Raw genomic sequence first — 23,687 nt, forward strand, 5'->3', positions numbered from 1 at the left:
TCCGCCAGGCATGGGAGAGGCATACGCTGGGATTCCATTTCCCCTTTGCACGTCGCCATCATGTCGCTCGCCGCTTCGCCCGTATCGTCATCCCCCTCCCGCCTCTCGCTATTGGCCTGCCTGTCCCTGTCGATGCTGCTGGCGTCCCTGGGCACCAGCATCGCCAACGTGGGCCTGCCCGCGTTCACCCACGCATTCGGCGCGTCGTTTCAGTCGGTGCAATGGGTGGTGCTGGCCTACCTGCTGGCCATCACGACCGCTGTGGTCAGCGCCGGACGGCTGGGCGACCTGATTGGCCGGCGGCGCCTGATGCTGGCCGGGATCGCCTGGTTTACGGTCGCCTCCGTGACGTGCGCAGCCGCGCCCGGACTGTGGGCCCTGGTGGCCGCGCGCGCCGCGCAGGGCCTGGGCGCGGCCGTGCTGATGACGCTGGCCATGGCCTTTGCCGGCGAGGCAGCGCAGAAGGGAAGGGCGGGTAGCGCCATGGGCCTGTTGGGCACGATGTCGGCGGCCGGCACCGCACTCGGGCCGACGCTGGGCGGCGCGCTGATCGCGGGTCCGGGATGGCGGGCGATCTTTCTCGTCAATCTGCCGCTGGGCCTGCTGGCGTTCTGGCTGGCGTGGCGGCATCTGCCCCGCGAGTCGCAACGCGCTGCGGCGCAGAGGATGCGCTTTGATTGGCTGGGCAGCGTGCTGCTGTCGCTGACGCTGGCGGTCTACGCGCTGTCCATGACGCTCGGACGCGGTAGCTTCGGTACTTTCAACGGTGTTCTGCTTGCGGCGGCGGCGGGCGGCGCGGGCCTGTTTGCGTGGGTGCAGTCGCGGACGGCAAACCCGCTGGTGCGGCCGGCGATGATGGCCAGTCCCGTGCTGGCGGGCGGCTTCGTGGCCAACGCGCTGGTCGCGACGGTGATGATGGCCACCTTGGTAGTTGGGCCGTTCTTTCTGGCAGGGGCTTTGGGGCTGGACGCGATGCGCGTCGGAATGGCGATGTCTTGCGGCCCGCTCGTTGCTGCCCTGGCGGGCGTACCTGCCGGCCGCTGCGTGGACCGGTATGGCGCCCGGCCCATGACGCTCGCCGCGCTGATGACAATGACAGGCGCATCGGCGATGCTGCCCGTGGGATCGGAAGCGTTCGGCGTGACGGGATATGTTGTCGCGTTGGGCGTGCTGACGGCCGGGTATGCGCTGTTTCAGGCAGCCAACAACACCGCGGTCATGGCCGGGGCGGGCAGCAACGATCGCGGCGCCGTGTCTGGCATGTTGAACCTGTCTCGCAACTTGGGGTTGATTACCGGTGCGTCGGCGATGGGCGCGGTGTTTGCCGTGGGCGCCGGGGCGACGGCGCTGGTTGATGCCGCGCCCGCTCAACTGTCGGCCGGGTTGCACACGACGTTTGTGATGGCCGCCGTGTTGTGCGCGCTGGCGATGGCCGCGGTGGCGGTTGGCGGGTTGAGGCTTGCTGCGGGCCGGTCGTAAGGCGGCTTTGGCTAATGAGGTTGCCGGTCGCAACCGCGGCGCAGTGGAACGACCTGCGCCGCGTTGCCGCTCAACGCTGACGGTTACGCCGAAGTCACTCCGCCTTCAACCCCGCCTGCACGATCAGCGGCTGCCACTTCTGCCGTTCGCTGCGTGCAAACGCGGCCAGTTCCTCGGGCGTGCCGCCGCCCGGTTCATGCCCCAGATCCAGCAGCTTCTGCTTCACTTCCGGCCGCGCCAGGATCTTGGCCAGGTCCTCGTTCAATCGCTTGATCGCCGCCGGCGGCGTGCCCTTCGGTGCATACAGGCCGTTCCACGCGATCACCTGGAACCCATCCAGCCCCTGTCCCGCCACCGACGGCACGCCGGGCAGCAGGGCCGACTCCTTCAACGACGTCACCGCCAACGGGCGCAGCTTGCCGCTGGTGATGAACGAGCGCGCGGCGCTGACGGTGTCGATGCCGACCTGCACCTGGCCGCCCAAGAGGTCCGTCGTGGCGGTGGCCGAGCCCTTGTAGGGGATGCCGCGAACGCTGTTGACGCCTTGCTGCTTGAGCAGTTCGTACACGAGGCGCGCGGTGGTGCTGGGCATGCCGACGTTGACGCTGTCGGGCTTGGCCTTGGCGCTGTTGCGCAGGTCGGCCAGACTGGCGTAGGGCGAGGACGGCGTCGTCAGCAGCACCATGGGAAACGAACTGACCAGCATGACGGGCGCGAAGTCCTTCTCCGGGTCGAAGTTGGTGGACGCGTACATGTACTGGTTCAGCACGTGCGTGCCGTTGGTGCCCATCAGCAGCGTGTAGCCGTCGGGCGCGGCGCGCGCGGCTTCGGACGCGCCGATGTTGCCGCCCGCGCCGGGGCGGTTCTCCACGATGAAGGGTTGGCCCAGGTCGCGGGCCAGGTATTCGGCCAGATAGCGGGCGGCGACGTCGGTGCCCTGGCCGGCCTGGTAGGGGACGATGATCTTGACGGGTTTGGAGGGGTAGCTGTCGGCGGCCGCGGCGGGCTGCGCGAACAGCAGCGGCGCCGCTAGCGCGGCGATCAGGCGTAAGGTCTTCATGGTGGTCTCCTCGTTTTTATGTATGGCTGCATGGGATTGCGGCTAGGGCTTGGGAGGCGGCCATCGCGGCAGGATGCCCTGTTCCTGCAACGCCGCGATCTGTGAATCGCCGAAGCCGGCCTCCCGGAGGACTTCGACGGTGTGCTGTGCATAGGCGGGCGGCAGCCGGTCCACGCGCGCGGGCGCTTGCGACAGCCGGACTGCGGGACCGATGCCGTGATAGCCATCGCGCTCGACGCGCATGCCGCGATGCGCGGTGTGCGCCTGCGCAAAGGCTTCGGGCACGCTGTTGACCGGCCCAGCCGGTACGCCAAGCTTCATCAGTTCCGCGCACAGCGCATCGCGCGCACGCGTCGCCAGGGCGCTTTCGATGGCGTCCCGCAACGCGTCGCGGTGCGACAGCCGCGCCCGGTTGGTGGCAAAGCGCGGATCGTCCGGCAACGATGGCAGGCCCGCGTAGTCGCAGAAGCGGCGGAACTGGCGGTCGTTGACGACGCCCAGGAAGATCTCGCCATCGCGGCAGGCGTAGCGGTCATACGGCGCGATGTTGGGATGCGCGCTGCCCAGGAGGCCCGGCGTCTGGGCGGTGTGCATCCAGTTGGCGGCATGCGGCACCAGCAGGCTGAGCGCGGTGTCGAACAGGGTGACCTCGACCCGCTGGCCAAGACCCGTGCGCGCCCGGTGGTAAAGCGCCAGCAGGATGCCGGACTGCGCGGTGTAACCGGTCAGGTGGTCGACGATGGGCACGCCGACGCGGGTTGGTCCGCCGGCGGGCTCGCCGTTGATGCTCATCAAGCCGCACATGGCCTGCAGCACCGCGTCGTAGCCGGGCAGGCCGCCCAGCGGCCCGTCTTCGCCGAAGCCCGTGATGGCGCAGTGGATGAGCTGGGGAAAGCGGGGCTTCAGGTCCGCCTCGTAGTCCAGGCCCCACTTGGCCATCGTGCCGGGGATGAAGTTCTCGATCAGGACGTCGGCGTCGGCCAGCAACGCCAGCAGCACGTCGCGGCCGGCGGGCTTGGACAGATCCAGCCCGATGGCGCGCTTGCCGCGGTTGACGGCGGTGAAGTAGGCGGCGTCGCCGTCGGCGTTGACCGGCGGGCCCAGCGTGCGCGTTTCGTCGCCGCCGGGCGGCTCGACCTTGATGACATCCGCGCCCTGGTCCGCCAGCATCTGCGTGCACAGCGGGCCGGCCAGGACGCGCGACAGGTCGATGACGCGCAGGCCGTCCAGCGCGCCCCGCGGACGGGCCTCGGGGCTTGGTGCAGCATGTTCCGATGAATCAGACATCGCCCACCTCGTCTTGGGGGTTGCCGCCGGTCAGGCGCGGGTAGGCAATTCGACCACACCGGTGCCCAGGACGGAAAGCTCGTCGTCCTGGTTGCGCGCTTCCTGTTCGATCTCGACCAGGTGACGGCCGTCTTCCACGTACTTGCGCACCACCTTGCCCTTGAAGAACAGCATGTCGCCCTCGGGGTTGTGGCGGCGGATCTTGCACGTGGACTTGCGCAGGAACCCGGCGTCGCCCATCCAGTTGGTAAGGTGATGGGTCAGCCACGAGTTGCGCTCGGGACCGTAGTCGTAGGCGCCGGGCGCGCCGACTTCCAGCGCGAAGTCTTCTTCCCAGTGGACGCGCTCGGGCACATCGGGAATGCCGAAGCGGTTGGTGATGCCCACGCCCGGATGCGCGTCGATGAGCTGCCACGCCAGCTTGTTGGCCCGGATGTACAGGCCGCCCCAGCCCTGCGCGAAGGCAATGAAGCCGGTGACCGTCATCGGCCCCTTGAACATCACGGGCAGTTCTTCGCCTTCCTTCACGTCTTCCCAGTAGCGGGGCGTGGCGCCGCGCACTTCTTCTTGTGCGTAGAGCTTGTAGGCTTCCTTGATTTCCTCGGGGCTGTAGCGGCGCGGTTCGCGGGCGCGGACTTCCGCGTATTTGCTGCCCTGTTCGCGCGCATGGTCGCGTTCGGTGCGGAAGCACCAGCTGTCGGCCTCGGCGACCTTGTCGCCGTCCTGGTTGAAGAAGTCCACGTGATAGATCTGCTGCACGGCGCGGCCCGCAAAGCGGGTCTGGTGTTCGATCAGGTTCTTCAGGTGCGCTTCGGTGGAAATGATGTCGTTGCGCTTGACCGTCTTGTGCCAGGTCCAGTCCGCGCCCGACCACATGGCGTGTACGCCGGGCAGCCCGCCCACGTAGCCGGACACGATGCGGCTGGTGGCAAACAGGAAGCTGGGCAGCGCGATGATGCCGCCGTGCTGGGTCTTGGCTGCGTACTCCGGGTCCGACCACAGCGGGTTGTCGTCGCCGATGCCGTGGGCGTAATGGCGGATGTTGTCGCGCGTTGCTTCGTAGCACCACGGCTCGGCGGTCGCGCCGATCTTCACGCCGATGCGTTCGCGCAGCTCGTCCAGCCCGCGTTCGGTGATCTTGGGAAAGCTGCGTTCGGTCTTGGTCTGGGTCAGCATGATGTCTCCTGGGTTTGAGAGGTGGCCTGTGCTGGGTAGCCCTAGGCGTGGGCGGCGCCGGCGGGCGTGGTGTCGGCGGTCGCAAGCTCTTGCTCCCGCAATTTCCTGCGATGGATCTTTCCGGCGGGCGTCTTGGGCAATTCAGCCACAAACACGACCTGCCGCGGATACTCGTGCTGCGCCAGGCGGCTGCGCACCGCGTCCTGGATTTCCTGCACGAAGGCGTCGTCGCCGGGGCGCGCCGACACCACGAAGGCCTTGACGACCTGGCCGCGCAGCGGGTCGGGCACGCCGATGGCGGCGGCCTCCGCTACGTCGCGGTGCTTGAGGATGGCGTCTTCGATCTCGACGGCGCTCATGGTCCAGCCGGCCGAGATGATGACGTCGTCGGCGCGGCCCCCATGCCAGAAGTAGCCGTCTTCGTCCACGCGCCCGAGATCCTTGGTGGCGACCCACGCGTCGCGGCGCCACAGCTTGAGCTCGCCGGTTTCGCCGGGCGCGCAGGGCTGGCCGTTGGCGTCCTGCACTTCGACGCGCAAGCCCGGTACGGGTTTGCCCAGCGAGCCGGCCTTGACCGTGAAGTCCGGCGCGCCGGGATAGTTGACCAGGCAGACGCCGATTTCCGTCGTGCCGTACATGCTGCAGACGGGCCGGCCGAAGGTGGCTTCGACGAAGGCGGCGGTTTCGCTGTCGATGGGTTCGCCGGTAAAGGACACCTTGTCCAGGTGATAGCGGTAGCGTGCCGCCGCGCCGCTGTTGCGCATCATCCGGTAGTGGGTGGCGGCGGCGGAGATGTTGGTGAAACGGTGGTCCTGCAAGGCCTGCAGCAGGCGTTCGGCGTTGAACTTGCCGGCATACGCGCCGATGGTGACGCCCAGCGCCAGCGGCGCCAGCGTGCCGTGCCACAGGCCGTGTCCCCAGGCGGGCGACGACGGGCACATGTAGCGGTCGCCGGGCCGGATGCCGGTGCCGTACAGCGCGGCCAGCATCAGCGTGACCAGGGCGCGGTGCGTGTGCTTGACGGCGTCGGGCAGCTCGCGCGTCGTGCCCGACGTGTACTGGAAGATGGCCAGATCGTCGGCGCGCGTGCGGCATTCGTAATGGGGCGGGTAGGCGGCCAGTGTGCCGAGAAAGGCGTCGTCGGCGATGACCACGCGCATGTCCTCGCCGCCGGCAGCAAGCGGGGCCTTTTCGGCGTTGGTCACCAGCATGCGCGGCTGGCAGTCCTGAACACGCAACCGGATGCCGTCGGGGCCGAACAGCGTGAAGAGCGGCACGGCGATGGCGCCCATTTTCATTGCGCCGAACATGGCCACGTAGAACGGCAGCGACGGTTCCAGCATGACGGCGACGCGGTCGCCGGCGCGGATGCCCTGCTCAACCAGGTAGTGCGCGAAACGCGAGGATTCCTCGGCGATCTGGCGGAACGAGTAGGTCTCGTCCCCGCCGGCGGCGCGCACCAGGATGATCGCCGGCTCGGCCTTGTCCGCATGCCGGTCGATGCATTCGTGCGCGATGTTCATGTGTTCGCGGTTGCCATCGAACAGCTCCCAGAGCTTGTCCGAGGAGCAGAGCGCCTGGGCGTCCGCGTAGGAAAGGGTATCGGTCAGCTTCGTCATTTCGTCGTACCTGTGTGGGTCGGCAACCTGTGGAACCCACTATGCGCGCCGGCAAATAAATTGTCAATGACGTTTATTGATTGTATATAGACAATTAGAGCAGCATGGAGGCGGCCCCGCGAGGGGGGCGCCGCACGGTATGCTTGCCGCAATAAAAATGGAGAACCCGATGAGTGAAACCGGTACCCCGGAAATTGCCAGCGCCGGCGGCCCGCGCGTGCGGCCTGTGCCGGCCGTGACGCGATCGATCGCGATCCTGCGCCTTCTGGGCCGGGGCGGCGAGCCCATGACGCTGAAGGCCATCTCGCAGGAATTGGGCATGGTGACCAGCACGTGCCTGCACATTCTTCGCGTCCTGGTGGAGGAAGGCCTGGTGAAGGTCGACCCCGGCGCCAAGCGTTACAGCCTGGGCGTGGGCATGCTGACGCTGGCGCGCAGCGTGATCGAAAGCAACCCGTTCCCCGCGCTGGCGCAGCCCGTGCTGGATCGCATCGCCAACGCGGCCAGCGTCACCGCGATCGGCGTCGAGGTGTCCGGCAGCGATCACATGGTGGTGCTGGCGCTGTCACGGTCCAACGCGCCGTTCCGCCTGCATGTGGACGTGGGAAGCCGCTTTCCGGCGCTGATCAGCGCAACGGGCCGGTTGGTCGCCGCGTTTGCGGATCTGTCCGAGAAGGAACTGGAGCGGCGCTTCAAGGCCCTGCGCTGGGATCAGGCGCCCGAGTTCGCGGCGTGGAAGGCCGACGTGGACGCCGTGCGGCGGCAGGGCTACAGCGTGGACCGCAACAACTACATCAACGGCGTCGTCGTGATCGCGGTGCCGGTGTTCGACAGTCATCAGCGGCTGACGCATGCATTGGTGGCTGCGGGGTTGGCCGAACAACTCGATGCGGCGCGCGTGGAATCGCTGGCGGCGGAACTGCAGGGCGAGGCGCGCGCGTTGTCGCAACTGATGGCGGCCAGGAGCTAGACCTATGGACACGCATTCCGCCGACGATCCCGCCGTTCCGCCCGGTTGGCGCAAACGCGCGCTGCCCGGGTTTGCGGGCCTGATCGGTCCGTTGTGGGTGCGCAAGGAGGACGATGGTTGGGCTTATGGCCTGTTGACCACCGCCGACCATCTGAATCCCGCAGGCGTGGTGCACGGCGGATTGCTGACCGCGCTGCTGGACCACGGCATCAGCGCGATTGCGTGGGAAGCGCTGGGCCGGCGCGCCTGCGTGACCGTGCAACTGGACACGCATTTTCTGGCGGCGGCGCGCGAAGGACAGTTTCTGCAAGTGCGCGGCCGCGTGGCGCGGGCCACGTCGTCGCTGGTGTTCATGCAGGGGGAAGTGAGCGCGGACGGGGAGGTCGTCGCGACGGCAGTTGCCGTGCTCAAGCAGGTCGGCCCGCCCCGGAAAACGGGGGGAGAATCTGCGGCTGGTTCGCCTGCGGCAGGCGAACCAGCCGCAGGCACGCCGGCGGAGTAACTCCCCGCCGGCGGTTCCGTATCAGCCCTGCGGCAGCGCGATCAACCGGCCCGTGCCGGCCGCTTCTTCCTCGCGCAGCTTGAACCGCGCGACGGCATCTGCCAACACGCGCGCCTGATCGCTCAACATCCCCGACGCCGCCGTCGATTGCTCGACGAGCGCCGCGTTCTGCTGCGTGGCCTGGTCCATGTCGGCGACCGAGCGATCGATCTGCCCCAACCCTGTGCTCTGCTCGGCCATGGCGCCGTGGATCTCGCTCACCATCCGCTGCACGCGGTTGATGCCGTCGACGATCTCGGTCATGGTCGAACCGGCGGCCTGCACGCGTTCCGTGCCGCTCTTCACGTTCTGCACCGACGCCTCGATCAGCGTCTTAATCTCCTGCGCGGAAGCCGCGCTGCGTTGCGCGAGCGTGCGCACTTCACCCGCCACCACCGCGAAACCGCGGCCCTGTTCGCCGGCACGCGCAGCCTCGACCGCCGCGTTCAGCGCCAGTATGTTTGTCTGGAAAGCGATGCCGTCGATCACGCGGATGATCTCGGTGATGCGCCGCGACGATTGCGAAATCTCGTCCATGGTGGTGACAGCGTCCTTGACCACCTGCCCGCCGCGTGCGGCGACCGCGCTGGCTTCGTCGGCCAGGCGCGTCGCGTGCTCGGCGGTTTCCTCGGTCTGACGCACGCTGGACGCAAGCTCGGTCAGCGCCGACGACGTTTCCTCAAGCGAGGCGGCCGACGTTTCCGTGCGCTGCGACAGATCGCGGTTGCCCATGTCGATCTCGCGCGTGGCGGCGCTCATCGAATGCACGCCGCTGCGCACTTCGCGCATGACGTGGGTGATCTTCTCCACGAACGCGTTGAACGAGGCCGAAATCTGCGCGACCTCGTCATGACCGACCACGGCCAGACGGTGCGTCATGTCGCCGTCGCCGGAACCGATGGTGTCCATGGCGTCGCGCACGGCGGACAGACGCTTGAAGGCGCGCGACGTGATCACGCTGGCGATGCCCACGGCCACCAGCGTCAGGACCACCAGCGAGATCAGGGTGGCATTCAACACCTGCGTCAGGCCGACGGTGGCCTCGGTCTTGTCCAGCGCCACGACCAGATACCAGTCGGTGCCGGGAATGCGGCGCGCCTTCAGCAGCTTCTGCGCGCCGTCCAGCGCAATCTCGACGGGCGCTGCGCCGTCGCGGGCCATGGCGGCAATCGCCTCGGCGGTCAGGGCCGGCGAGATGTCGGTCGACGGCTTGAGCGCCAGCTTGTCGTTCAAGTGCGAGATCACCTGGCCGTCCGTGCCCAGCACAAATGCGCTGCTCGACGGGGTGGGGTGGATGGCCTTGATGATGTCCTTCACGCCATCGAGCGGCACGGCGCCGCTCAGCACGCCGGTCGTCTGGCCGTTGCGGATCATCGGCGCGGTGAACGCCACGTACAGCACGCCGCTGCTGGAATCACCGTAGGGCTTGGTGATCGTCAGCTTGCCGGCGGCCACGGCGCTCTTGTACCAGGGCCGGGCGGTCGGATCGTAATCCGCCGCGGTCTTGGTGGTGGAAAAGAAGGTCTTGTCGGACCAGCCGATGGTGGTGATGGGAAAGCCGTTGGTCTCGCCCATGAGCTTGGTCAGGCCCCGGGGATCGCCTTTCTCGACCACCTTCGCCGTGGCGTCGACAGCCTGCGCCTTGTCGGCCGACCAGCGCTCGATGGCGCTGGCGTTGCCGGAGGCCACGGCGTTCAGGGTCGCGGCGATGGTGGACATCATGTTGTCGCGCACGATCTGGTAGGTGATGAGGCCCGAGAGCGTGAGCGCTCCCACCACCGTAAAGCAGGTAATAAGCAAAATGCGGTTGCGCAGCGACGTTATCTTCATGCTCGTGTACTGGATACGCCGACGTGGAAAGTCGGCGGGTTGCTAGTCGGCCGGGAAATCCCCGGCCGCAATCCGCTAACGGCAGGCGGATGCGGCGACTTTAGGGGGCCGAATCAGAACATCGAGCAAGATCAAACGCGGCGCTGTCGGACCGCTTTCATTGCAGAAATGTGAACGGGGCAGAATCTGCCCCGTTTGCGGTTCTGGAATGTGCGAATAGCGGGGTCAGAACCCCTCACGCGGCACGTGCACGCGGCCTTCCATCAGCACGCGCGCGCTGCGGCTCATGATGGCTTTGGTCACTTTCCAGTCGCCATCCACCAGCTGCGCCTGCGCGCCGACACGCAGGGTGCCCGACGGGTGACCAAAGCACACGTTGTCGCGTTCGCCGCCGCCGGCCGCCAGGTTCACCAGCGTGCCCGGCACCGCAGCCGCGGTGGCGATGGCGACCGACGCCGTGCCCATCATGGCGTGATGCAGCTTGCCCATGGACAACGCGCGCACCAGCACATCAATGTCGCTCGTGCCGATCTTCTTGCCGCTGGAGGAAATGTATTCCTTGGGCGGGGCGACGAAGGCGATCTTGGGGGTGTGCTGGCGGCTGGCGGCCTCGGCGAGGTCCTTGATGAGGCCCATGCGCAGCGCGCCGTGGGCGCGGATGGTCTCAAAGCGCGACAGCGCGGCGGTGTCGCCGTTGATAGCATCCTGCAGTTCCGTGCCGCTGTAGCCCAGGGCGTCCGCTTCCAGGAAGATCGTCGGGATGCCGGAATTGATCATCGTGGCCTTGAACGTGCCCACGCCGGGCACTTCCAGGTTGTCGACCAGGTTGCCGGTGGGGAACATGGAGCCGCCGTCGCCTTCCTCGGCGGGGTCCATGAATTCCAAACGCAGTTCGGCGGCGGGGAAGGTCACGCCGTCCAGTTCAAAATCGCCGGTTTCCTGCACCGCGCCGCCGGTGATGGGCACGTGAGCCACGATGGTCTTCTGGATGTTGGCCTGCCAGATGCGCACGACCGCAACGCCGTCCTGCGGAACGCGGGCGGGGTCGACCAGGCCGTTGGTGATGGCAAAGGGGCCGACCGCGGCGGACAGGTTGCCGCAGTTGCCGCTCCAGTCCACGAAAGGCTGGTCGATGGAGACCTGGCCGAAGAGGTAGTCCACGTCATGGTCGGGTCGCGTGCTTTTGGCGACGATGACGGTCTTGCTGGTGCTGGACGTGGCGGCGCCCATGCCGTCGATCTGCTTGCCGTAGGGATCGGGGCTGCCGATCACGCGCAGGAGCAGCGCGTCGCGTGCGGCGCCCGGCACGCGGGCGGATTCCGGCAGGTCGTCCAACTTGAAGAACACGCCTTTGCTGGTGCCGCCGCGCATGTAGGTGGCGGCGATCTTGGTTTGGGGAGCATGTGCCATGTGTCGATCCTGAAATATCGGTCCTGAGATATCGGAGTAGGGCGGCGGGCGCTGCAAACGCCCGCCGTTCGGTACAACGGCCGGTCAGGCCAGCTTGCCGGCGTCCGTCGCCGAGGCGGCTTCCAGGAAATCCTGGGCAAAGCGCTGCAGCACGCCGCCGGCTTCGTAGATCGACACTTCTTCGGCGGTGTCCAGGCGGCAGGTCACCGGCACCTGTTCGGTGCTGCCGTTGCGGCGGTGGATGACCAGCGTCAGGTCCGCGCGCGGCTTGCGTTCGCCGATGACGTCGTAGCTTTCGGTGCCGTCAAGAGCCAGCGTCTTGCGGTCGACGCCCGGCTTGAATTCCAGCGGCAGCACGCCCATGCCGATCAGGTTGGTGCGGTGGATGCGCTCGAAGCCTTCGGCCACGATGGCTTCCACGCCGGCCAGGCGCACGCCCTTGGCGGCCCAGTCGCGCGACGAACCCTGGCCGTAATCGGCGCCGGCCACGATGATAAGCGGCTGCTTGCGGTCCATGTAGGTCTCGATGGCCTCCCACATGCGCATGACCTGGCCTTCCGGTTCCACGCGCGCCAGCGAACCTTGCTGCACCGAGCCGTCGGCGTTCTTGACCATCTCGTTGAAGAGCTTGGGGTTGGCGAACGTGGCGCGCTGCGCGGTCAGGTGGTCGCCGCGGTGCGTGGCGTACGAGTTGAAGTCTTCTTCGGGCAGGCCCATCTTGTGCAGGTATTCGCCCGCGGCGCTGTCCATCAAAATGGCGTTGGACGGCGACAGGTGGTCGGTGGTGATGTTGTCGCCCAGCACGGCCAGCGGCAGCATGCCGCGCAGCGTGCGCTCGCCGGCCAGCGCGCCTTCCCAGTACGGCGGACGGCGGATGTACGTGCTTTGCGGGCGCCAGTCGTACAGCGGGCTGACGGCCGTTTGGCGGTCGTCCTTGATGCCGAACATGGGGGCGTAGACCTTGCGGAACTGCTCGGGCTTGACCGCCGACTTGACCATGGCGTCGATCTCTTCGTCGCTGGGCCAGATGTCCTTCAGGCGGATCTCGCGGCCATCGGCGGCCATGCCCAGGACGTCGCGCTCGATGTCGAAGCGGATGGTGCCGGCAATGGCGTAGGCCACGACCAGCGGCGGCGAGGCCAGGAAGGCCTGCTTCGCGTACGGGTGGATGCGGCCGTCGAAGTTGCGGTTGCCGGACAGCACGGCGGTCGCGTACAGATCGCGGTCGATGATTTCCTGCTGGATCTTCGGGTCCAGCGCGCCGGACATGCCGTTGCACGTGGTACAGGCAAACGCCACGACGCCAAAGCCCAGTTGTTCCAGTTCGTGCGTGAGGCCGGCTTCTTCCAGATAGAGCTGCACGGCCTTGGAGCCGGGCGCCAGCGAGCTCTTGACCCACGGCTTGCGCACGAGGCCCGCGCGGTTGGCGTTGCGCGCCAACAGGCCCGCGGCGATCACGTTGCGCGGGTTGCTGGTGTTGGTGCAGCTGGTGATGGCGGCAATGATGACGGCGCCGTCGGGCATCAGACCCGGCTGGTTCTCGACCACGCCAGCGATGCCGCGTTCGGCCAGGTCGGACACCGGCAGGCGGCGATGCGGGTTGGACGGGCCGGCCAGCGTGCGCACGACGGTGGACAGGTCAAAGCGCAGCACGCGCTCGTACTGCGCCGTCTTCAGGCTGTCGGACCACAGGCCCGCGGTCTTGGCGTAGTTTTCCACCAGCGCGATCTGGTCATCCTCGCGGCCGGTCAGGCGCAGGTAGTCGATGGTCTGCTGGTCGATGGAGAACATCGCCGCGGTGGCGCCATATTCCGGCGCCATGTTCGAGATGGTGGCGCGATCGCCCAGCGTCAGGCTGGACGCGCCTTCGCCGTAGAACTCCAGGTACGCGCCCACCACCTTTTCCTTGCGCAGGAATTCGGTCAGGGTCAGCACGATGTCGGTGGCGGTGATGCCGGGTTGCGCGCGGCCGGACAGTTCGACGCCGACGATGTCGGGCAGGCGCATCCAGGATGCGCGGCCCAGCATGACGTTCTCGGCTTCCAGGCCGCCCACGCCGATGGCGATGACGCCCAGCGCGTCCACGTGCGGCGTGTGGCTGTCGGTGCCGACCAGCGTGTCGGGGAAGGCCACGCCGTCCTGCGTGTAGATCACCGGCGACATCCGCTCCAGGTTGATCTGGTGCATGATGCCGTTGCCCGGCGGCACGACCTCGATGTTCTCGAAGGCCTGCTTGGTCCAGTCGATGAAATGGAAGCGGTCTTCGTTGCGGCGGTCTTCCACCGCGCGGTTCTTGGCGAAGGCGTCCGGGTCGTTGCCGTCGTATTCCACCGCCAGCGAGTGGTCCACGATCAACTGCACCGGCACCACGGGGTTGACCTTGGCTGGGTCGCCGCCCTTGTCGGCGATGGCGTCGCGCAGGCCCGCCAGGTCGACCAGCGCGGTCTGACCCAGGATGTCATGACAGACCACGCGCGCGGGAAACCACGGAAAGTCCAGGTCGCGGCGGCGTTCGATCAACTGCTTGAGCGCGTCGGTCAGCAGCGCGGGGTCGCACCGGCGCACCAGGTTTTCGGCCAGGACGCGGGACGTGTAGGGCAGGCCGTCATACGCGCCGGGCGCGATGGCCTCGACGGCCGCGCGGGCGTCGAAGTAGTCCAGGCGGGTGCCGGGCAGGTTCTTGCGGTACGACTTGTTCATCATGCCTCCGTGCGCTGTTGGGTGCTTTGCGCGATCTGTTGTTCGATGTTGATGCGGGATGCGCGGATGTGCCGGCGCATCAGAAGTTCAGCCAATTCGCCGTCGCCGTCGGCGATGGCGTCCAGAATGCGGTGGTGCTCGGCATAGGCCTGCCTCGGGCGGTTGGGCGTCGTCGAGTACTGGATGCGGTACATGCGCGCCAATTGATAGAGCTCGTCGCACAGCATGCGGAACAGCATCTGATTGCCGCTGCCTTTGACGATGCGGTAGTGGAAATCGTAATCCCCTTCCTGCTGGTAATAGCCCAGCCCGGCCTGGAAGGCTTCGTCGCGTTCGTGCGCTTCCAGCACGCCGCGCAGCTCGTCGATTTCCGACGGCGGCATGCGGTCGGCGGCCAGGCGGCAGGCGGTGCCTTCCAGCGATTCGCGGATTTCGTAGAGTTCGACCAGTTCCTGGATCGACAGGGACACGACGCGCGCGCCGGCGTGCGGCACGCGCACCAGCAGCTTCTGGCCTTCCAGCCGGTGCAGGGCCTCGCGCAGCGGACCGCGGCTGACCCCGTGTATGCGCGCCAGTTCGGGTTCGGAGATCTTGCTGCCCGGGGCGATCTCGCCCTTGACAATGGCGGACTGGATCTTGCGGAAGATGTGGTCCGACAGGGTTTCGCCATCGGGGGGCGGCGTGCCCGGCAGGGTGAGCACTTTGCTCATGGTGTCGACAATTCGTTGCGTTTTTGGGGTGATACGTGGAAAAACGCGTGGGTAACGCGTCAAAGTGTCAACAATTTACTCCCCGGGCGGGGGCGGGCGCAAGGGCCGTCGGCCCCCTGCGCGCTCCGTTGCCCCTGCGCCTACCGCTTGTGGTGCACCTCCTGCATTCCGTATACCTGCACGGGGAGGCCGGCGTGGCGGGCCTTCAATTGCAGGGACAGATACTGCGAGTAATGGCGCGACTGGTGCAGGTTGCCGCCGTGAAACCACAGCGCCTCCTGCTGCGTGGGCTTCCACATGTTGCGCTGTTCGCCTTCCCACGGTCCCGGGTCCTTGGTGGTGGCCGACCCCAATCCCCAGCACTTGCCAACTTTGTCCGCGACCTCGGGACTGATCAGGTCCGCCGCCCAGCCGTTCATCGAGCCGTACCCGGTGGCGTAGACCACCAGGTCGGCGGGCAGGGTGACGCCGTTGGTCAGCACGACGGCGTCGCGCGTGAGGCGGCTGACGTCGGTGCGCGATTGCAGCTTGATGCTGCCGTCGATGATGAGATCGCATGCGCCCACGTCGATGTAATAGCCCGAGCCGCGCCGCAGGTATTTCATGAAGAGGCCCGAGCCGTCGTCGCCCCAATCGAGCATGAAGCCCGCGGCTTCCAGCTTCTGGTAGAACTCGGCGTCGCGCTCGCGCATCTGCTCGTAGAGCGGGATCTGGAATTGCGCCAGGATCTTGTACGGCACCGACGCGAAGGTCAGGTCGGCCTTGCGCGTGGTCATGCCATTGGCCAGCGCCTGCTCGGAATACAGCCCGCCCAGCCCGATGTCCATCAGCGTCTCGGAGCGCACGATGTGTGTGGACGATCGCTGCACCATCGTGACGTTGGCGCCGCCTTCCCACAACGCCGCGCAGATGTCGTGGGCCGAATTGTTGGCGCCGATGACGACGACGTTCTTGCCGCGGTAGGCGTCCGGGCCGGGGTGGCGCGAGGAATGCTGCTGCTCGCCCTGGAATTCATCCTGCCCCGGAAAGCTGGGCACGTTGGGCTTGCCCGACATGCCGGTGGCCAGCACGAGCTGCTTGGGCCGCAGCACCACGGGCTTGCCCTCGCGCACGACGTGGACCTCCCATTCCTCTTTGTCCTCGTCGTAGCGTGCCGACTCGCAGACGGTGGAGGTCCAGTAGTTCAGCTCCATCACCTTCGTGTACATCTCCAGCCAGTCGCCGATCTTGTCCTTGGGCGCGAAGACGGGCCAGTTTTCGGGGAAGGGGATGTAGGGCAGGTGGTCGTACCAGACCGGGTCGTGCAGGCACAGCGACTTGTAGCGCTTCCTCCAGCTGTCGCCGGCGCGCTCGTTCTTTTCGAGGATGAGCGTGGGCACGTCGAGTTGGCGCAGACGCGCGCCCAGCGCGATGCCGCCCTGGCCGCCGCCGATGATCAGCACGTAGGGCTGCGTCTCGTAGCCCAGCTCGGCGGCTTCGCGCTCGCGTTTTTCCAGCCAGGTCTGGCGTTCGCGGCTGTGGCCGTGCTGGGCGCCCATGGGCCGGCGCACGCCGCTCGGTTCTTCGTGGCCCTTCAGTTCCGACATGGTGGTGAGCAGCGTCCAGATCTTGCCGTCCTTGACCCGGATGTGGCCGTAGCCGCGCGCGAGATTCGTATCGACCCGGAACCAGCCCTGCAGCAGGCCGCCTTCTTCGGTGGTCGCCTCGGCCTCGTCGCGGGTGAAGCGCACCGGCTCGACGTGTTGCAACTGGTGTTCCAGCATGTCGCGGATCTGGTCCTGGCCTTCGAGCGTGCGCAGGTTCCAGGAAAACAGCACCAGGTCGCGCCAATAGCATTCGTCCTGGAACATCCGGGCAACGGCGTCGATGTCCTTGTTGCCCAGCGCAGTGTTCAGCTGCGTGAGCAACGCGTCCAAGGCGGCGTCGGCGGCGTGGTCGATCGGCATGTCATGTCTCCTTGCCCGGGGCGGGCGGTCGTTGTCGTGGCGGACGCACGGTCCGGCGGCGGCCCCGTCCTGTGTCGGAAGGTGGTCGCCGATCAGGAACATGCAAATGCCATGCCAGGTGAGTCGGACGGGGGAAGCCCCGGCGCGCGCGGGTCGAGGCGGGAGTGGGGGTGTGGCGCGATGCCACACCTGTGGCGCGACGCTGTGGCGCAACGCTGTCGCGCAATCCCATGGAGCAACCCCGTGGCGCAACCCCTCGCGAACCTTGCAACGCTGCGGCGTCAGCGGCGCGAGGCCAATCCGTAGCGCCGCATCTGGCGATGCACGGTGGAACGGTCCACGCCCATGCGACGCGCCGCTTCCGATACGTTGCCCGCGCAGCTGGCCAGCGTGGCGCGCAGCGCGGCTTCCTCGGGGCTGCCAGCCGCTGGCGCTGCCGCCACCGCCAGTGTGTCGGGCAGGTCGTGCGGCTGGATGACGCCGTGTTCGCATAGCGCGGCAGCCACCGCAATGACGTTGGCCAGTTCACGGATGTTGCCTGGCCACGCGTGGGCTTTCAGCGCAATCAACGCGGCAGGCGACAGCGCGGGCGCGCCGGATTCGTCCTGGTGCCGCGCCAGCATGCGCGCGATCAGCCAGTCCAGGTCCTGGCGTTCGCGCAGCGGCGGCACGGTGAGCGCGGCGGCGTTGATGCGGTAGTACAGGTCTTCGCGAAAGCGCCCCTCGCGCACCAGCGCGCCCAGGTCGCGGTGCGACGCCGACACCAGCGACAGGCGCAGCGCGCGCGGCGCATTGGCGCCGATCGGCGTGACCTCGGATTCCGCCAGCACGCGCAGCAGGCGGCTTTGCAGCGCCAGCGGCATGTCGCCGATCTCGTCCAGAAAGAGGGTGCCGCCGTCGGCCTCCTCGATGAGACCCTTGCGGCCCTTGGGGGCGGCGCCGGTGTAGGCGCCCGGCAGGTAACCGAACAACTCGCTTTCGATCAGCGATTCGGGGATGGCGGCGCAATTGACGGCGACGAAGCGGCCAGCGCGGCGGCTTTCATCGTGGATGGCGCGCGCAAGGTACTCCTTGCCGACGCCGGTTTCGCCCTGCAGCAGCATGGGCAGGCCCTGCCGCGCCAGCTTGGCGGCGCGCACCAGCAGCGCGGCCATGCGCTCGTCGCCGCCGTCCAGGCCGCGCAGCGCCGAGGGCGCCTCGCGCACCGCCACGGTGGCGCCGCGCGGGCGGCGGTTGGGTTCGATGGCGTGGGCAAAGAGGGCGTCGCCGTCACGCGCGACGATCAGCCGGTCCTGCGGCGCGCGGCCGCGCGTGTACTGCGGCAGATCGTCCAGCTGCACGTCGAAAAAGCGCGTCACCGGCAGGCCGATCAGGTCATGCGGATTGCGCCAGTCCAGCCCCGCGGCGCGCGCCAGCAGCTTGGCGCCGCTATGCGTCATGCCGAGCACGCGGCCGGCCCCGTCCAGCGAAATCGCGGCTTCCGGATCCACATCCAGGAATTCTGGCGAGCGGGCAAAGCGCAGCACCCATTCGTTGCGCGTGCGCGCCATCAGGTTGGCCAGCTCGATGCGCCGCGTGGTGCTGTTGACCAGATGCAGCGCCAGATTCTGGCTGGCCTTCAGGCTGGGCGAACTGAGTAGCGAGATGTCCAGCACGGCGGCCAGCTCGCCGTCGGCGCTGTAAATGGGCGCGGCGGTGCAGGACAGCGGCGTGTGCGTGTTGTCGAAGTGATCGGTCTGGTGAATGGTGAGCGCTTCGCCCGTTTCCAGGCAGGCGCCGACGGCGCAGGTGCCGGCGCGCTGCTCGGACCATTCCGACCCCAGATACAGCCCGGCCTTGCGCAGTTGGGCGGTCTGCTGGGCATCGCCCAGGAATTCCACGGTGACGCCTTGCCGGTCGGCCAGCAGCAGCACGTAGTTCTGGCCGGCCACCTGCCGGAACAGGTGATCCAGCCCGCTGCGGGCGATGGCGATCAGGGCTTCGGATTGCTGGCGGTGTTCCCGCAGGCGGCCGTCCGGGACGATGTAGGCCTCGCAGGCGTGGGCCGGGTCGAGGCGGTACTGATCCAGGCAGCGCAACCAGCTGCGCACGACATGCGCGTCTCGCTGCGTGGGCAGGCCCTGGCCGACCTGTTCGATTTCGCGGATATGGGCGGAGTGCAGGGATTCCTGACTGGGCATGTCGTCTCCAGGGTTCGCCCGATCTGCGCCGGATCAACGGTCAGCATGCCCAAGCGGAGACGCCGCTGTAAATGCTGGTTATCCAGCAGTCGCGCGGCCCTGGCAGCCGGCATCCCGGGGTTCCAAATCCGGCCCAGCAATCCGGCCCAGCAATCCGGCCCAGCAATCCGGCCCAGCAATCTGGCCCAGCAATCTGGCCCCGCGTTCCGGTCCCGAATCCCCCTTAAGTCGGCTTGCTACGGCCTACAGATCCACCCGCACCTTGCCCGACTGCACCAGCCCGGCGACATCCCGGATCTCTGCCAGCAGCGCGTCCTGCAACTGCGCGGGCGTGCCACCGGTAGGCTCGAAACCTTGCTCAGCCAGCTTGGCGTGCACGGACTCGGTCTTCAGGGCGCGGTTGATGCCCTGGTTCAAGGCCGCAACCGTCGCCTCGGGCGTTCCCGCCGCGCAGTAAGTGCCGAACTGGATCTGCGCCGAGAATCCCGCAAAGCCGCTTTCGGCAACAGTGGGAATGTCCGGGTATTTGGGCAGGCGCTGCGGGCTGGTCACGGCCAGCACGCGCAGGCGGCCGCTCTTCAGGTAAGGCTCGACCGCGGCGACGGTGGCCACCACCACCTGGATCTGGCCGCCCAGCAGGTCGGTCATCATCGGGCCGGTGCCGCGATACGGCACGTGCAGCATCTCGATGCCGCACGCGGCCTGCAGCAGTTCGGTGGCCAGGTGCTGAGGCGTCGCGTTGCCCGGGGTGCCGAAGGTCAGCCCCTTGGGCTCGCGCCGCGCCTGCGCCACCAGTTCGGCGATCGTCCTGGCCGGCAGGTCGCTGTTGACCGCCACCATGTAAGGCGACCGCGCGATGGGGCAGACGGGGGCCAACTGTTTCAGCACATCTTCGGGCGGCCGGGCGTAGTAGCGCACCGACGGGACCAGGCCGGCAAACAGCAGCATGCTGCCGTCCTTGGCGCCATTGGCCGTGTAGTCCGCGCCCAGCATGCCGCTTGCGCCGGGTTTGTTCTCGACGATGACCGAGCGCTCCAGCGCGCCTTCCAGCGACGCCGCGATGACGCGGCCCAGCACGTCGGTGCCGCCGCCCGGCGGGAAGGGCACGATCACGCGCAGGGGCTGTTCGCGCGCGACGGCCAGGCGGGTGGCGGTGGCGCCCAGCGGGGCCAGCGACATTGCCGCGAGGGTCTTGATGAGGGTTCTGCGGTCCATGTGTTTTGTCTCCGTCCCCGCATCGTGGCGAGGTGTCGCGCATCGTCTCTGTCAGGGCGGACGATTTCGGGTTCTGGGGATTGCGGTTGATGCGGTGTCGTCAGCTACGCCTTTGCGGAATGCGTCGGCGCTGAACCCGGTTGCGCCGAGTTCGCCTGCGTTGAATCCGCCTGCGTTGAATTCGTCAGCGTGGTTTGCGTCTGCGTGGATTGCGTCTGCGCCGGATGCGCCGACACAAAGCTGCGCAGCGCGGCCGCCACCGTGCCGGGTTCCTCTACCGGCAGCATATGACGCTGTTCGGGCGCCACGCGAGCGCACGCCCGAGGCAGCGCGCGCGCCAGCTCCCGCGTCATGCGCGGGTTGGAGCCGACATCGTTCTCGCCCGTCATGACCAGCACAGGACATTCGATGTCCGGCGCGGCCTGCGCCAGCAGCGGATCGCCCAGCGCGAAGAGCGCGTACGCGGACAGGAAGCTCTCGCGGTCGTTGTCCAGCAGGCGCTGTTCGATCTGCGCCACGCGCGCGGGCCGCGCCGCCTGAAATGCCGGGGTGAACCAGCGCGTCAAGGACACCTTGGCGGCCTCCTGCGGGTCCTGCGTGGCGGCAGACGCCAGCCGGGCGCGCACCGCTGCGGCTTCTTCTTGCGTGCGGCGAAACACGGTGCTCAGCAGCACCAGCCGGCTGACGCGATCGGGGCGGGCCGCCGCATAGGCGCCCGCGATGAGGCCGCCCATGGAATAACCCAGCACGGTCGCCTGTTGCCAGCCCACGGCGTCCAGTTCCGCGTCCAGTTGCGCAATGAAGTCCTGAATGTCCGCCTGGCCGCGCAACGCGGGCGCGGCGCCGTGGCCCAGCAGGTCATAGCGCAGCACGTCGAAATCCGGCTCCAGCAAAGGCGCCAGATCGTCCCACAGCGTGTGGTCCAGGCCGACGCCGTGCAGCAGGACCAAAGGTTCGCCGCGGCCGGCGCGCCGCCGTTGGGTATTCATTTTGCGCGCGCCTCCTGCGCTTCCTGTTCCAGTTCCTTCAGGTCCGAATAGCGGTTGCCGATGCGGTGATGCGGACGGCCCGAGGTGGCCGCGCCCAACGCGATCACGATCTCGTCCGGCGCCGGTGCGTCGTTGATGGTGGTCTGCACCGTCAGGTAGTGCGAGCGCAGGCCTTCGTCCAGCTTGTGCATCAGCGGCACCGAGATCACGCAGCCGGGACCGCCGCGCATGTTGGTGAAGCTGAGATAGCTGGTGCCGCCCACCGCGTTGCGGTAGAAGTTGCCGAAACGCAGCGTGTGAATCAGCGCGGACGCGTGTTCGACCTCGCCGGCAGTGCCCACCACGGCGGCCTTGCCGTAGGCCTCGATGTTGTCCGCCGATCCGGCCTGGCGCAGGATCTCGCTGACCAAGAGTTCGCCCAGCGGCGGCGCGGCTTCCAGGATGCCGGGCCGCAGGTCTTCCTGGAACGGCAGGCCGGCCCACGGATTGCGGATCACGGCGGCGGCCACGATCATCACCAGCGGGCGTTCGGCTGCGCGGCCGCCTTCGATGAGGGTTTTTTCGACGTAACTGACTACCTTGCGCACTTGCAGTGACATACGCGCTGCTCCGAAAGCTGGGGGATGAATGACGAGTCCATTGTTCGGCTCGAAGCGCGTTTTTGACAATCCAAATTAACGTGAGCTAACTTCAGAAAATCCGAATTTGGCCCGGCGCCCGTCATGCCCACTCCCCTGAAAATCCAGCACCTGCGCCAGTTCCTGATGGCTGCCGACCACGGCAGTTTTCGGGTCGCCGCGCAGGGTACGTTCCGGTCGCAGGCGGCCGTGTCCGCCGCCATGCAGGACTTGGAGCAACAGCTGGGCGCGCCGCTCTTCGAACCCGGCAAGCGTGCCGAGCTGACCGCGCTGGGCCAGGCGGTGGCGCCGCTGTTCCGCGAGCTGCTGGCCACACATGACCGCGTGCTGGATGCGGCGCGGCAGTTCGGCATGGGCAGCCAGGGGCCCGTGGCGCTGGCCGTCATGCCGTCGCTGGCCGACGAATGGCTGCCCCGTCTGCTGGAACGCTATGCGCGCAGCCATCCCGATGTCCGCATCCGCGCACTGGACGAAACGTCGCCCGAGGTGCACCGGCTGGTGCTGTCGGGAGAGGTGCAGGTGGGCGTGGCTGGACAATCCCCTCGCACGGCCGAGGTGGCCTTCACCCCGGTGGCGCGCGACGCCTTTGGGCTGGTCTGCAAGAAGAGCCACCCGCTCGCGCGGCGGCGGGGACCCGTGTCGTGGGCGGCGCTGGCGGATGAACGCCTGATCGGCAACGCCACCTTCGAAACGCTGAAGAACCGTCAACTCGGCAGCGGCATCGACGACCCGGCGATCGTGGTGTCCAACCGCGCGTCGCTGTTGGCCAGCGTGGTAGGCGGCCTGGGCGTGACGGTGCTGCCGGTGCTGGCGCGGCCCGCGGCGGGCAGCGGGCTGGCTTTCGTGCCGCTGGTGGAGCCCGTGGTCGAGCGCATCGTCGGCGTGCTGACACGCAAGGAAGAGACGCTGCTGCCGTCGGTGGCTGCGATGCACGCGCTGGCGCTGCGGTCGCTGGCGCAGTTCACGCGCCGCAAGGGCGCGGTGCTGGTGTAGGCGGAAAGCGGTCAGCCAGGCTGCGGGCCGGCGTCACCCTCCGCACGCATAGATCATGAATTGCCGGAAGGCCTCGGCCGGCTTGGCCATGGCCGCGCGCGGATGCCACAACAGACCGGCTTCCATCGGCGGCACGGCGTCGGTGATGGGCACCGCTTCGATCTTGCGGCCTTCAAGCGACCAGGGGCGGTAGACCATGTCCGACAGCATCGTGATGCCAAAGCCATGCGCGACCAGCCCCCGCAGCGCTTCCATCGACCGCGTCCTGAAGGCAATGTCCGGCTGCAGGCCGTGGCTGCGCCAATAGCCCAGCGTGGAACGTTCGCCTTCGTCCATTTCCAGCAGGATGTACGGATAGCGCGCAATGTCGGCCAGCGCGGGCGCGGCCGCCTGCGTTAGGGGATGGCCCGCCGCCGTCCACAACTGACGCCGCGATCGCACCAGCACGTGATGGCCGAAGCGCTCGCGCTTGTCGACGTTGGACAGCAGCGCCACGCCCAATTCCACGTCGCCGCTGGCCACGGCCTGTTCGATCTCGGGGCGGTCCAGGTCGACCAGGTCCAGCACCACGTCGGGATAGCGCCGCCGAAAGCGCGCCAGTAAATCGGGCAGAAAGTACCCCAGCACCGTATATGAGGCCGCGATGCGCACCGAGCCGCGCAGCGCATAGCGCTGAAACCCCGGCTCGCGCAGTGCGTCATCCAGCGAATCGAGCACGTCGCGCGCGCGCTGGTGGAAGTTGTGGCCCTCGGGCGTCAGCGTCACCCCGTGCGCATGGCGGTCGAACAGGCGCACGCCCAGTTGCGCCTCCAGCGCCAGCACGGCGTTGGTCACCGCCGATTGGGACACATGTTCGTCGGCCGCCGCCATGGAAAACCGCCCGGTGCGGGCGGCGGCGGCGAAGTACCGGAGTTGGCGGAGCGTGACTTCATTAGCCATGTGTT

General features: G+C 67.7%; 18 protein-coding genes. 4 read left to right on the forward strand and 14 right to left on the reverse strand.

Features of this window, described 5'->3' with window-relative positions; genetic code table 11:
• Nucleotides 1–60: 60 nt before the first annotated feature.
• Nucleotides 61–1,479: an MFS transporter gene (locus MHZ91_RS00395; protein WP_239211298.1), complete on the forward strand. Its 1,419-nt coding sequence runs from the start codon at nt 61–63 to the stop codon at nt 1,477–1,479.
• Between the two features lie 94 nt (nt 1,480–1,573).
• Here MHZ91_RS00395 and MHZ91_RS00400 read toward each other — a convergent pair whose 3' ends face one another.
• The 4 genes from MHZ91_RS00400 to MHZ91_RS00415 are packed head-to-tail and all read right to left on the reverse strand — an operon-like array spanning nt 1,574 to nt 6,621.
• Nucleotides 1,574–2,539: a tripartite tricarboxylate transporter substrate binding protein gene (locus MHZ91_RS00400; protein ID WP_175184727.1), complete on the reverse strand. Its 966-nt coding sequence runs from the start codon at nt 2,537–2,539 to the stop codon at nt 1,574–1,576.
• 42 nt (nt 2,540–2,581) lie between these two features.
• A complete protein-coding gene (locus MHZ91_RS00405; protein ID WP_239211299.1) occupies nt 2,582–3,826 on the reverse strand; it encodes a CaiB/BaiF CoA-transferase family protein in 1,245 nt (414 codons plus the stop codon).
• A gap of 30 nt (nt 3,827–3,856) precedes the next feature.
• Entirely contained in the window at nt 3,857–5,002 is a 1,146-nt protein-coding gene (locus tag MHZ91_RS00410; protein ID WP_175122412.1) for a MaoC family dehydratase N-terminal domain-containing protein, read from the reverse strand.
• Between the two features lie 41 nt (nt 5,003–5,043).
• A complete protein-coding gene (locus MHZ91_RS00415) occupies nt 5,044–6,621 on the reverse strand; it encodes an acyl-CoA synthetase (RefSeq protein WP_239211303.1) in 1,578 nt (525 codons plus the stop codon).
• Between the two features lie 169 nt (nt 6,622–6,790).
• On the opposite strand from MHZ91_RS00415, the gene MHZ91_RS00420 reads away from it, so the two are divergent.
• Complete coding sequence (locus tag MHZ91_RS00420) at nt 6,791–7,591, forward strand: IclR family transcriptional regulator (protein WP_175137867.1); 801 nt, start codon at nt 6,791–6,793, stop codon at nt 7,589–7,591.
• Between the two features lie 4 nt (nt 7,592–7,595).
• The gene (locus tag MHZ91_RS00425; protein WP_239211305.1) at nt 7,596–8,093 is read left to right on the forward strand and encodes a PaaI family thioesterase; all 498 of its coding nucleotides are present in this window, start codon (nt 7,596–7,598) and stop codon (nt 8,091–8,093) included.
• A gap of 21 nt (nt 8,094–8,114) precedes the next feature.
• Here MHZ91_RS00425 and MHZ91_RS00430 read toward each other — a convergent pair whose 3' ends face one another.
• From MHZ91_RS00430 to MHZ91_RS00470, 9 genes are all read right to left on the reverse strand, one after another.
• Nucleotides 8,115–9,962, reverse strand: coding sequence for a methyl-accepting chemotaxis protein (locus MHZ91_RS00430; RefSeq protein ID WP_239211308.1), 1,848 nt, complete (start codon nt 9,960–9,962; stop codon nt 8,115–8,117).
• A 225-nt stretch (nt 9,963–10,187) separates the two neighbouring features.
• Entirely contained in the window at nt 10,188–11,372 is a 1,185-nt protein-coding gene (gene prpF / locus MHZ91_RS00435; RefSeq protein ID WP_175122419.1) for a 2-methylaconitate cis-trans isomerase PrpF, read from the reverse strand.
• 84 nt (nt 11,373–11,456) lie between these two features.
• Nucleotides 11,457–14,072, reverse strand: a complete 2,616-nt coding sequence (acnD, locus tag MHZ91_RS00440; protein ID WP_239211946.1) for a Fe/S-dependent 2-methylisocitrate dehydratase AcnD — start codon at nt 14,070–14,072, stop codon at nt 11,457–11,459.
• Nucleotides 14,072–14,782: a GntR family transcriptional regulator gene (locus tag MHZ91_RS00445; RefSeq protein ID WP_175122421.1), complete on the reverse strand. Its 711-nt coding sequence runs from the start codon at nt 14,780–14,782 to the stop codon at nt 14,072–14,074. Before MHZ91_RS00445 ends, acnD begins: the two co-directional genes overlap by 1 nt.
• 140 nt (nt 14,783–14,922) lie before the next feature.
• Complete coding sequence (locus MHZ91_RS00450; protein WP_239211311.1) at nt 14,923–16,728, reverse strand: NAD(P)/FAD-dependent oxidoreductase; 1,806 nt, start codon at nt 16,726–16,728, stop codon at nt 14,923–14,925.
• A gap of 281 nt (nt 16,729–17,009) precedes the next feature.
• A complete protein-coding gene (locus tag MHZ91_RS00455; RefSeq protein ID WP_239211314.1) occupies nt 17,010–18,908 on the reverse strand; it encodes a sigma-54-dependent Fis family transcriptional regulator in 1,899 nt (632 codons plus the stop codon).
• Nucleotides 18,909–19,151: 243 nt separating this feature from the next.
• Nucleotides 19,152–20,123, reverse strand: a complete 972-nt coding sequence (locus MHZ91_RS00460) for a tripartite tricarboxylate transporter substrate binding protein (protein WP_239211317.1) — start codon at nt 20,121–20,123, stop codon at nt 19,152–19,154.
• Between the two features lie 104 nt (nt 20,124–20,227).
• Entirely contained in the window at nt 20,228–21,112 is an 885-nt protein-coding gene (locus MHZ91_RS00465) for an alpha/beta fold hydrolase (protein ID WP_239211319.1), read from the reverse strand.
• Entirely contained in the window at nt 21,109–21,711 is a 603-nt protein-coding gene (locus MHZ91_RS00470) for an amino acid synthesis family protein (RefSeq protein ID WP_175122426.1), read from the reverse strand. The genes MHZ91_RS00465 and MHZ91_RS00470 overlap by 4 nt, the downstream gene beginning before the upstream one ends.
• A gap of 123 nt (nt 21,712–21,834) precedes the next feature.
• On the opposite strand from MHZ91_RS00470, the gene MHZ91_RS00475 reads away from it, so the two are divergent.
• On the forward strand, nt 21,835–22,743 hold the full coding sequence (locus MHZ91_RS00475; protein ID WP_239211320.1) for a LysR family transcriptional regulator: 909 nt from the start codon (nt 21,835–21,837) through the stop codon (nt 22,741–22,743).
• 33 nt (nt 22,744–22,776) lie between these two features.
• Here the strand turns inward: MHZ91_RS00475 and MHZ91_RS00480 are convergent, their stop codons facing one another.
• The gene (locus MHZ91_RS00480) at nt 22,777–23,682 is read right to left on the reverse strand and encodes a LysR family transcriptional regulator (RefSeq protein WP_175122428.1); all 906 of its coding nucleotides are present in this window, start codon (nt 23,680–23,682) and stop codon (nt 22,777–22,779) included.
• Nucleotides 23,683–23,687: the final 5 nt, after the last annotated feature.

The organism is Achromobacter sp. ACRQX (assembly GCF_022346505.1).
Classification (GTDB): domain Bacteria; phylum Pseudomonadota; class Gammaproteobacteria; order Burkholderiales; family Burkholderiaceae_B; genus Achromobacter; species Achromobacter animicus.

Excerpts from the sequence above, each read along its gene's own strand:
- MHZ91_RS00450 (WP_239211311.1), bottom strand. The coding sequence starts at position 16,728 with ATGCCGATCGACCACGCCGCCGACGCCGCCTTGGACGCGTTGCTCACG.
- prpF (WP_175122419.1), bottom strand. The coding sequence starts at position 11,372 with ATGGCACATGCTCCCCAAACCAAGATCGCCGCCACCTACATGCGCGGC.
- MHZ91_RS00455 (WP_239211314.1), bottom strand. The coding sequence starts at position 18,908 with ATGCCCAGTCAGGAATCCCTGCACTCCGCCCATATCCGCGAAATCGAA.
- MHZ91_RS00415 (WP_239211303.1), bottom strand. The coding sequence starts at position 6,621 with ATGACGAAGCTGACCGATACCCTTTCCTACGCGGACGCCCAGGCGCTC.
- MHZ91_RS00460 (WP_239211317.1), bottom strand. The coding sequence starts at position 20,123 with ATGGACCGCAGAACCCTCATCAAGACCCTCGCGGCAATGTCGCTGGCC.
- MHZ91_RS00405 (WP_239211299.1), bottom strand. The coding sequence starts at position 3,826 with ATGTCTGATTCATCGGAACATGCTGCACCAAGCCCCGAGGCCCGTCCG.
- MHZ91_RS00395 (WP_239211298.1), top strand. The coding sequence starts at position 61 with ATGTCGCTCGCCGCTTCGCCCGTATCGTCATCCCCCTCCCGCCTCTCG.
- MHZ91_RS00475 (WP_239211320.1), top strand. The coding sequence starts at position 21,835 with ATGCCCACTCCCCTGAAAATCCAGCACCTGCGCCAGTTCCTGATGGCT.
- MHZ91_RS00410 (WP_175122412.1), bottom strand. The coding sequence starts at position 5,002 with ATGCTGACCCAGACCAAGACCGAACGCAGCTTTCCCAAGATCACCGAA.
- MHZ91_RS00480 (WP_175122428.1), bottom strand. The coding sequence starts at position 23,682 with ATGGCTAATGAAGTCACGCTCCGCCAACTCCGGTACTTCGCCGCCGCC.
- MHZ91_RS00425 (WP_239211305.1), top strand. The coding sequence starts at position 7,596 with ATGGACACGCATTCCGCCGACGATCCCGCCGTTCCGCCCGGTTGGCGC.
- MHZ91_RS00470 (WP_175122426.1), bottom strand. The coding sequence starts at position 21,711 with ATGTCACTGCAAGTGCGCAAGGTAGTCAGTTACGTCGAAAAAACCCTC.
- acnD (WP_239211946.1), bottom strand. The coding sequence starts at position 14,072 with ATGAACAAGTCGTACCGCAAGAACCTGCCCGGCACCCGCCTGGACTAC.
- MHZ91_RS00465 (WP_239211319.1), bottom strand. The coding sequence starts at position 21,112 with ATGAATACCCAACGGCGGCGCGCCGGCCGCGGCGAACCTTTGGTCCTG.
- MHZ91_RS00445 (WP_175122421.1), bottom strand. The coding sequence starts at position 14,782 with ATGAGCAAAGTGCTCACCCTGCCGGGCACGCCGCCCCCCGATGGCGAA.
- MHZ91_RS00420 (WP_175137867.1), top strand. The coding sequence starts at position 6,791 with ATGAGTGAAACCGGTACCCCGGAAATTGCCAGCGCCGGCGGCCCGCGC.
- MHZ91_RS00430 (WP_239211308.1), bottom strand. The coding sequence starts at position 9,962 with ATGAAGATAACGTCGCTGCGCAACCGCATTTTGCTTATTACCTGCTTT.
- MHZ91_RS00400 (WP_175184727.1), bottom strand. The coding sequence starts at position 2,539 with ATGAAGACCTTACGCCTGATCGCCGCGCTAGCGGCGCCGCTGCTGTTC.